At 35.7% G+C, this 9,314-nt stretch carries 10 protein-coding genes and 1 pseudogene; 4 read left to right on the top strand and 7 right to left on the bottom strand.

Going from position 1 to position 9,314, the window contains the following annotated elements:
- Nucleotides 1-260 (bottom strand): annotated as a pseudogene (gene rph / locus Q1J40_RS08210) (ribonuclease PH); the annotation flags it as partial.
- Between the two features lie 86 nt (nucleotides 261-346).
- Here rph and Q1J40_RS08205 point away from each other — a divergent pair.
- The 4 genes from Q1J40_RS08205 (at nucleotide 347) to Q1J40_RS08190 (ending at nucleotide 3,584) form a co-directional block, all read left to right on the top strand.
- Nucleotides 347-1,210: a YicC/YloC family endoribonuclease gene (locus Q1J40_RS08205; RefSeq protein WP_301099642.1), complete on the top strand. Its 864-nt coding sequence runs from the start codon at nucleotides 347-349 to the stop codon at nucleotides 1,208-1,210.
- A gap of 116 nt (nucleotides 1,211-1,326) precedes the next feature.
- On the top strand, nucleotides 1,327-2,097 hold the full coding sequence (locus Q1J40_RS08200) for an amino acid ABC transporter substrate-binding protein (protein WP_502306666.1): 771 nt from the start codon (nucleotides 1,327-1,329) through the stop codon (nucleotides 2,095-2,097).
- Nucleotides 2,081-2,797, top strand: coding sequence for an amino acid ABC transporter permease (locus Q1J40_RS08195; RefSeq protein WP_301099640.1), 717 nt, complete (start codon nucleotides 2,081-2,083; stop codon nucleotides 2,795-2,797). Before Q1J40_RS08200 ends, Q1J40_RS08195 begins: the two co-directional genes overlap by 17 nt.
- A gap of 16 nt (nucleotides 2,798-2,813) precedes the next feature.
- Entirely contained in the window at nucleotides 2,814-3,584 is a 771-nt protein-coding gene (locus Q1J40_RS08190) for an amino acid ABC transporter ATP-binding protein (protein WP_301099639.1), read from the top strand.
- 72 nt (nucleotides 3,585-3,656) lie between these two features.
- Here the strand turns inward: Q1J40_RS08190 and Q1J40_RS08185 are convergent, their stop codons facing one another.
- The 6 genes from Q1J40_RS08185 to dnaE all read right to left on the bottom strand — a co-directional run.
- Nucleotides 3,657-4,625 carry an N-acetylmuramoyl-L-alanine amidase gene (locus tag Q1J40_RS08185; RefSeq protein ID WP_301099638.1) on the bottom strand — a complete coding sequence of 323 codons (969 nt, stop codon included), beginning with the start codon at nucleotides 4,623-4,625 and terminating at the stop codon, nucleotides 3,657-3,659.
- An 8-nt stretch (nucleotides 4,626-4,633) separates the two neighbouring features.
- Nucleotides 4,634-5,137, bottom strand: coding sequence for a tRNA (adenosine(37)-N6)-threonylcarbamoyltransferase complex ATPase subunit type 1 TsaE (gene tsaE, locus Q1J40_RS08180; RefSeq protein ID WP_301099636.1), 504 nt, complete (start codon nucleotides 5,135-5,137; stop codon nucleotides 4,634-4,636).
- A gap of 17 nt (nucleotides 5,138-5,154) precedes the next feature.
- Nucleotides 5,155-5,706 (bottom strand): oligoribonuclease, encoded by a 552-nt coding sequence (gene orn, locus Q1J40_RS08175; protein ID WP_301099635.1) that lies wholly within the window; start codon nucleotides 5,704-5,706, stop codon nucleotides 5,155-5,157.
- Between the two features lies 1 nt (nucleotide 5,707).
- On the bottom strand, nucleotides 5,708-6,181 hold the full coding sequence (gene coaD, locus Q1J40_RS08170) for a pantetheine-phosphate adenylyltransferase (protein WP_301099633.1): 474 nt from the start codon (nucleotides 6,179-6,181) through the stop codon (nucleotides 5,708-5,710).
- 13 nt (nucleotides 6,182-6,194) lie between these two features.
- Nucleotides 6,195-7,469, bottom strand: a complete 1,275-nt coding sequence (waaA, locus tag Q1J40_RS08165) for a lipid IV(A) 3-deoxy-D-manno-octulosonic acid transferase (RefSeq protein ID WP_301099632.1) — start codon at nucleotides 7,467-7,469, stop codon at nucleotides 6,195-6,197.
- A 24-nt stretch (nucleotides 7,470-7,493) separates the two neighbouring features.
- Nucleotides 7,494-9,314 (bottom strand): DNA polymerase III subunit alpha (gene dnaE / locus Q1J40_RS08160; RefSeq protein ID WP_301099630.1); only part of this gene is annotated, 1,821 nt, incomplete at its 5' end.

Raw genomic sequence — 9,314 nt, 5'->3', positions numbered from 1 at the left:
GTTCTTCCGCCTTGTTTACCTTTTGCTGCTTCACGTTGTGTTCTGGTGTGAGTCGCTCTTGGTAACATGCCATATTCTGCTGTAACCCAACCTTGTTGTTGGCCTTTTAAGAAACGAGGTACATTTTCTTCAACGGTTGCATTGCATAAAACTTTGGTTTCGCCAAACTCAATTAAAACGGAGCCTTCTGCATAGCGAGTGTAATTACGGGTGATAGTAACAGGACGAGTTTGATTGATTTGACGGTTATTTGGACGCATATTTATTCCTTTTTTGTAAAAATTTCCCCTATTTTATCAGAATAACCAGTACAATATGCCAAATTTCGTTAAATAGAGAAAATACCATGATTTATAGTATGACAGCTTTTGCCCATTTAGAGCTTAAAAAAGAGTGGGGAAATGCAGTATGGGAACTTCGTTCCGTTAATCAACGTTTTTTAGAAACTTACTTCCGCTTACCTGAAGCTTTTCGTCATTTAGAAGTGAGCTTGCGTGAAAAACTTCGTGCCTCTTTAACGAGAGGTAAAGTCGAGTGTAGCTTGCGTATTGAGCTAAGTAATACTCAGAATAATAGCTTGGTATTGAATCATGACTATGCACAGCAAGTGATTAAATCCCTTCAATGGCTAAAAGAAACAGCAAATGAAGGGGAAATTAATCTAGTTGATGTATTGCGTTTCCCCGGTGTTGTGGATACACAAAATCAAGATTTAGATCAAATTAGCAAAGATTTAATGGCTGGATTTGAGCAGATCGTACAAGATTTTATTGCAATGCGAGGTCGTGAAGGTGAGAGCCTTTGCAATTTGATTCAACAACGTTTAGATGCGATTGCAGTCGAAGTAAGTAAAGTACAAGATCAAATGCCAGCTGTATTACAATGGCAAAAAGATCGTTTACAACAACGCTTTGATGAGTTGAATTTGCAGATTGATCCGCAACGTTTAGAACAAGAAATGGTGTTATTGGCACAGCGTGTTGATGTAGCAGAAGAATTAGATCGCTTACAACTTCATGTAAAAGAAACAACTTCAATTTTAAATAAGGGTGGAGCAGTGGGTCGTAAATTAGACTTTATGATGCAAGAGCTAAATCGAGAGGCGAATACATTAGCATCTAAATCCATCAATGCGGAAGTAACAAATTCAGCAGTAGAATTGAAGGTATTAATTGAACAAATGCGTGAGCAAATTCAAAATTTAGAGTAAGCTTTTCTTATGCTTTTTAGTTATAATGGGAAGGTATAGGTTATTTTACCTGTTATAAATCATTCCTATAATGAATTTGTTTTTTAAACAAGTTTAATCTAGGGTAAGGAATTATTATGAAATTATTTAAAAAATTAGCACTATCAACTTTTGCCTTTGCAATGATTGCAAATGTGAGTGCAGGTCCTATTAGTGACCGTATTGAGCAAAATAAAACATTACTTGTTGGAACAGAAGGAACATATCCTCCATTTACTTTTCACGATTCAACAGGTAAATTGACAGGATTTGATGTTGAAGTAATTGAGGAAGTAGCGAAACGTCTTGGCTTGAAAATTGAATTCCAAGAAACTCAATGGGATGCTATGTATGCTGGATTAAATGCACAACGTTTTGATGTGATTGCTAATCAAACTAACGCAAGCCCAGAACGTTTAAAAAAATATATCTATAGTGACTCTTATGACTATTCTAATGCAGTGATTGTAGTTAATGATGGTGACGATAGTATTAAGAGTTTCGAAGATTTAAAAGGTAAAAAAGCAGGGCAATCTTTAACCAGTAACTATTCTAAAATTGCAACAAGTAATGGTGCAAAATTAGTTACAGTTGATGGTTTAGCACAAGCTTTAGAATTAATTCGTCAAAAACGTATTGATACTACAGTCAATGATAAATTAGCAATTTTAGATTATTTCCAAAAAATGCCAAATGCAGGACTTAAAATTGCAGTTGAATCAACAGATAAAGTGGGGTCAGGCTTTGCTTTCTTAAAAGGTGAAGAAGATATTGTAAATAAAGTGAACCAAGCTTTAACTGAAATGCGTAAAGATGGCACTTTAAAACAAATTTCAATCAAATGGTTTGGTGATGACATTACTGAATAATTTATTAGCAAATTTGCCTTTTATGACAGAAGATCGAGCTGATTTAGTAATCAGCTCGTTTTTGCCTATGTTGGAGGCAACAATTGTAAGCACAATTCCTTTGGCGATTATCTCGTTTTTAGGTGGTTTACTTATTGCTGTACTTGTGGCGATAGTTAGAACGATGCCATCTCATAGTTTAGGGCATCGTATTCTAGATAGGATATGTCGAATCTATGTTTCACTGATTCGTGGTACTCCAATGTTGGTGCAGATATTTATTATTTTCTATGGACTGCCTGAAGTTGGCGTAATATTAGATCCTTTCCCAACTGCAATTATTGCCTTTTCGATCAATATTGGTGCTTATGCTTCAGAAACTGTTCGTGCAGCGATTCTTTCTATTCCAAAAGGACAATGGGAGGCTTCCTATGCGATTGGAATGAATTACTATCAAGCCTTCACTCGAACTATTATTCCGCAAGCAATGAGAGTATCTGTACCACCACTCGCCAATACTTTTATTAGTACCGTCAAAGACACGTCATTAGCATCGTTAGTGTTGGTAACTGAGCTATTTCGTATTGCACAAAATGTGGCATCAGCCTCTTACGAGTTTATCTTAGTTTATAGTGAGGCTGCACTGATCTATTGGATTATTTGTTTTGTGCTATCGCTTTTCCAACAACGATTGGAAACTCGTCTTTCTAGACATCTGTAACAGCATAGGGAATGGTATGTTAGAAATTAAAAATATTCATAAACGTTTTAAAGATAACGAAGTTCTCAAAGGAATTGATCTGACAATTGAGAAAGGCGAAGTTATTGCAATTCTTGGTCCATCTGGCTCAGGTAAAACGACTTTTTTGCGTTGCTTAAATTTGCTGGAAACTCCCGATCAAGGCACTCTACATTTTACTGATGGTAAGCTAGATATTGATTTCTCAAAGAAACTGCATAAATCTGATGTGATGGCACTTCGTCTTCGTTCTTCAATGGTATTTCAACAATATAATTTATTTCCTCACCGTACTGCGTTAGAAAACGTAATGGAGGGGCCTGTTGTTGTACAGAAGAAATCAAAAGAAGAAGCAAAAGAACAGGCTTTGAGTCTTCTTAAAAAAGTCGGCTTGGCGGATAAGGCTGAGTTATATCCCTCTCAGCTTTCTGGCGGGCAACAGCAACGAGTTGGTATTGCTCGAGCATTGGCGGTCAAACCCGATTTAATTTTACTTGATGAACCAACCTCAGCACTAGATCCTGAGTTAGTTGGTGAAGTTTTGCAAGTGTTACGAGTATTAGCTAACGAAGGTTGGACAATGATTATCGTTACTCACGAAATGGCTTTTGCTCGAGATGTTGCTGATCGTGTTATCTTCATGGATAAAGGTTATATCGTTGAGCAAAATACAGCTTATGAATTTTTCAATCGACCACAAGAAGAACGGACTAAGCAATTTTTATTGCAAGGTAAAATGGGAGATGGAATAGAAGATTATTCAATTTAATTTTAATTTGCTCCAATAGTATTAGGCCCTATAAGTTGAGTATGACTTATAGGGCTTTTCTATAAAGTAGAATTATTTTAATTTCAATTTTTGACCAACAATAATTTTATTATTTTTGATATGATTCAAATCACTCAATTTTTGAGGTGTTGTATGATATTTTACGGAAATTGAATACAGAGTCTCATTTTGCTGTACAATATGATAACTTGCAGTAGAGGTTGAGGATACTTTTGAACGACTTGCTTTCTGAGAGCTAGATTTAGGTATCGTTTCTATTGGGTTCTTACGGTTATATTCCACTAATCCATTATAAATAGCTTGAGCTAGTTGGTGGCGATAAGCTGTTGTTGCCAATCTTTTTTCTTCTGTTGGGTTAGATAAAAATCCAGTTTCCACCAAAATAGATGGAATATCAGGTGACCGCAATACGCTTAAACTTGCATGTTGAGGCTCTTTTTTTGCGAGAGATGTCACTCTACTTAATTTATTTAATACTGTTTTACCCAATTCATATCCAGATCGCTGTGAATGTGAGAATTGAAGATCTAATACGGTTTGACTTAGATAACGTTCATTAGCATTAGATAATACTGAGCCAGCTCCACCAAGTAACTCAGATTGTTTTTCATGATCTTCTAACCATTTACCTAATTCATCATTAGCACGACGATTAGATAAAACCCAAATAGATGCACCTTTTAAATTATTGGAAACTGGCGAAGTATCTGCATGAATTGAAACTAAATAATTTGCTTTATTCTTTCGAGCAATTTCAGTACGATTAGGAAGTTGAATAAAGTAATCAGTACTTCGAGTCATAACTGCTTTGAAGTTAGGATCTCTATCAAGTAAACGTTTCAATTCTTTAGCGATAGCAAGTGTAACATCTTTTTCTTTAAGTCCGATTGTTTTTCCTATTGCTCCTGGATCTTTTCCCCCATGCCCTGCATCAATAGCTACAATGGTTTTAGCATAACTTAAACTACTGAATAATAAGCAAGTAGAAATCATTAAACTGGCTAAAAATTTATCTTTCATTCTTTATCCTAAGTAATAGCGGTTAGATTGGTTAAATATTTTGTAAAAATATGTTGTCCTTTTTTATTTTGAGGAAGTAATTCAATTCTTCTTCCCTCATTTTCATAATCAATCTGAATAATCAAATCGGCTTCTGGAATCATACCTTGTCCCTTACTTGCCCATTCTAATAGACAAAGTGTTTTAGGACGAAAATAATCTCGAATCCCCATAAATTCTAATTCTTCAGGATCGGTTAAACGATATAAATCAAAATGATACAGAGTATAAGGTGATAAAGGATACTCTTCGACTAACGTATAAGTTGGGCTTTTTACATTGCCTTTATGCCCAAATGATTGAACAATGCTACGTGTTAATGTTGTTTTTCCTGCACCAAGTTCTCCATTAAGGTAAATAACAAGGGGGCTGTCATTAGTATCCAAACTTATTTTTAACACTTCAGCAAGTGATTTACCAAATTTTAAGAGTTCTGCTTCATTTTGAAGATAGAATTGATTTTTGTTAGTCATTATTTACCATTATTAGTTTAATCTAAACGAATAAAATTTTGTCTATAAAATTTTAGCTCTTCAATGGATTCCCGAATATCATCCAAAGCAAGATGGGTATTTTTCTTAGAAAATTGAGTTAAAAGTTCAGGTTTCCAACGACTGACAAGCTCTTTCAATGTGCTGACATCCAAATGTCTGTAATGAAAATAGTCGGCTAGGTCAGGCATATATTTATATAGGAAACGTTTATCCTGAGCAATACTATTACCACAAATTGGTGAAGCACCTTTAGGTACCCATTTTTTTAGAAAATCAATAGTTTGTAATTCTGCAGCTCGCTCTGTTAGTTTACTTTGTTTAACTCTTTCCACTAAGCCATTTTCGGTATGTGTTTTTACACACCATTCATTCATATTCTCCAGTAATGTATCCGCTTGATTTATTGCAATCACGGGACCTTCTGCGAGAATATTAAGATCTTTATCTGTGATAATCGTAGCGATTTCAATAATCCGTTCTTTTTCTGGATCGAGTCCAGTCATTTCAAGATCTATCCAAATTAAATTTTGTTTATCATATTGAGTCATTTTATTTTCCTAATTGAGTAAGAACGTTGTTGACAGCCAATGGAACAAATTGTGCAACATCACCTTGATGAAAGTAAATCTCTCTCACCATAGTAGATGATAAATAACGCCATTCTACGGAAGATGGCAAAAATACAGTGTCTAATTCTTCTAAGAGACGATTATTTAATTGAGCAAGTTGAATTTCGTAATCAATATCATCACTTCCTCTAATTCCTCTAATTAGAGTTTTAGATCCATAGGATTTAGCAAGATCGGCCAATAATCCGTTAAATCCAATGACCTCAACATTAGCTATGTCTTTACAACTCTCTTGAGTTAATTTTATTCGCTGTTGATGATCAAACAATGGTCTTTTTGTTGTATTTTCTGCAACAGCAACGATAATTTTTGGGAAAAGAATCGATGCTCGTTGAATAATATCTAAATGTCCATTAGTGATAGGATCAAATGTACCGGCATAAATTACAGTCATAATATTCTTCTTTTTATTTAAGATAATGGGCTAATAAATCAAGATGACGAGCTAAAGCACCTTGATTCTCTTTTAAAACACTAAATCCAGCATGGCCAATCTCTCTACCAAATTCAGGATTATCTAGTAATTTACTTACTGCTTTTATTAATTGTTGTTTATTTTCAATTTCAATAACACCATTTACATTACGTAATTTAGTGAACACTTCTGGAAAATTAAATGTATGGCGACCAGAAATAACAGGAATTTTAAATGCGATAGGCTCAAGAGGATTATGTCCACCATGTTTAACTAAACTTCCACCAATAAATGCAATTTGAGCCAAACCATATAGTAACATCATTTCACCCATGGTATCGCCTAACAATACTTCGCTATTTTGCAAAACTTCTTGTTTATTTGACCGCTTCACATAAGAAATCTGTGTTTTTTTAAGTAGATTTTCTACTTCTTCAAAACGTTCAGGATGACGAGGAACAAGAATTAGAAGTAAGTTTTTATATTTATTGAGCAATTGCTGATGAGCTTCTAAAATTATTTTTTCTTCGCCTTCATGAGTGCTACCTGCTATCCATATTAAACGTTGTCCAATATGTAATTCATTCTTGGTTTCGATGATCTTGTTACGAAGCTCTGGAGTAACCTCTAAATCAAATTTTAGATTTCCTGTGTTGATTAAATTATCAGGATTAAACCCTAATGCTAAATAACGATCTGCACTCACTTTATCTTGGGCAAGAATAAGATCAATCTCATTCAACATAGGTTGCAATTGCGATTTAATCCACCCATAACGTTTAGCTGAACGAGGAGAAAGTCGAGCATTAGCGATCACAAAAGGGATCTTTCTTGTATGAATCTGGTGGATTAAGTTAGGCCATAATTCTGTTTCTATCACAATGAAAAGTTTTGGTTCCACAAAATTAAGAAATCGCTTAACAGCATCAGGTAGATCATAAGGTAAATAAAAGTGATAAACCTCATTCCCAAAAGCAGCCTTAACTCGACTAGAGCCTGTTGGTGTAACCGTTGTAATGGTAATAGGTAGTTGAGGGTAGTATTCTTTTATTTTTTTGATAAGAGGCGTAGCTGCAATAACTTCACCAACTGATGCAGCGTGTATTACAATTCCTTTTGAAAGAGGCTTTTTTAAATTTTTATAAAAGGCATAACGCTCACATAAACGGTATCGATATTCTGGTTGCAAAAACCCTCTTCTCCACATAAAAACCAATACAAATGGCTGAATAAGATAGCTTAATAAAATATATAAACAGCGTAACATGATGCAATATCCTTCAATAAATAATTATTCAAATTCCAATTCAACAGCAGTTTCGCCTAATAAGTTTTTTAACTCTGTAAGCATTTGCTCAGTAGGTGTAATTCGCCATTCAACTCCGCTAGAAACTAACACCCTAGCATCTTGACTTTGGTAATAGAAATGTAATGGTAAAATTCCTTCTTTATGAGGAGTAATAATCGTCATCAATGTTTTAATAAATTGTGGAGTTAATTGCTCTTGATATATTGCAAGAGCAAGACTTTTTGCGTAACGATTACGCGCTTCTTCCAACGAAATAATTTCTCGAGCAGACATTTTTAATCCACCACTAAAATCATCGTATTGGATTGCACCTTGAGCAATAATAATCTCATCATTTTGTAATAGATGCCCATAATTTTCCAAGACCTCAGAAAAGAGTGTAATATCCAATTTACCCGAACGATCTTCGATAGTTGCAATACCAATACGATTGCCTTTTTTAGTTGTCGTAATTCTTGATGCTATAATAATACCAGCCACCGTAGCTACTTGACCTCGATAGGTAGGTTGCAGTTCATTAAGGCGAACAGGAGCATAGCGTGATAATTCTTTCAAGAATCGACTAATAGGATGTCCACTGAGATAAAGTCCTAGCGTAGCTTTTTCTCCTTCAAGGATAACTTGTTCGCTCCATTTTGGCGTATTGGCATATGCATTTTGGACTTCCTCTGGGCTATCGGTTAGCACACCAAACATATCCGTTTGACCAAGGGCTTCCATTTTTGCGTGTTGATCCGAGGCTTTTAAAGCATCTTCTAAATTTTTCATTAAAGCGGCACGATGTGGGCCTAATTTATCAAAGGCTCCCGACATAATTAAGGCTTCAAAGGTGCGACGATTAACTTTCTTAAGATCCACTCTTGCGGTTAAATCAAATAAATCTTTAAAGAATCCACCTTGTTTGCGCGCTGCTAAGAGCGCATCAACAGGGCCTTCACCCACGCCTTTGATTGCCCCTAGCCCATACACAATTTCCCCTTTTTCATTGACGCTAAAGCGATGTTTACCTGTATTAATATCGGGTGGCACAACCGTTAATCCCATATTGATACATTCATCATAAAAACCGACGATTTTATCGGTGTTATCCAATTCAGAGGTCATTACCGCCGCCATAAATTCAGCAGGGAAGTGTGCTTTAAGCCAAAGAGTTTGGTAAGAAACAAGGGCGTAAGCGGCTGAGTGTGATTTATTAAACCCATACCCTGCAAATTTTTCTACGAGGTCAAAGATTTTCATCGCAAGGCTACCATCTACACCATTAGCGATAGCGCCTTTTTCAAAAATTTCCCGTTGAGCAGCCATTTCTTCTGGCTTTTTCTTACCCATCGCACGACGAAGTAAGTCTGCTCCACCTAGAGTATAGCCCGCAAGAACCTGTGCAATTTGCATAACTTGTTCTTGATACAGAATAATCCCATAGGTTGGGTCTAAAATCGGTTTAAGTGATTCGTGCTGAAATTGTGCATCGGGGTAAGATACTTCCTCTTTGCCGTGTTTACGATCGATAAAGTTTTGTACCATACCTGATTCAAGAGGCCCCGGTCGGAATAGGGCAACTAGAGCGATAATATCTTCAAAACAGTCCGGTTTTAAGCGAGAAATAAGATCCTTCATCCCTCGAGATTCCAATTGGAATACTGCAGTGGTTTGTGATTTTAATAGTAAATCAAACGCTTTTTTATCATCCAGTGGAATGCTCTCGATTCTAACTGGATCTTTGCCTTCTTTGGTTAGGCGTTGGTTAATCATTTCCAACGCCCATTTGATAATGGTTAAGGTACGTAAACCTAAGAAGTCGAA

It is taken from the genome of Otariodibacter sp. (genome assembly GCF_029256985.1).
Taxonomy (GTDB): Bacteria; Pseudomonadota; Gammaproteobacteria; order Enterobacterales; family Pasteurellaceae; genus Otariodibacter.
This window is presented reverse-complemented; position numbering and strand designations above follow the sequence as displayed.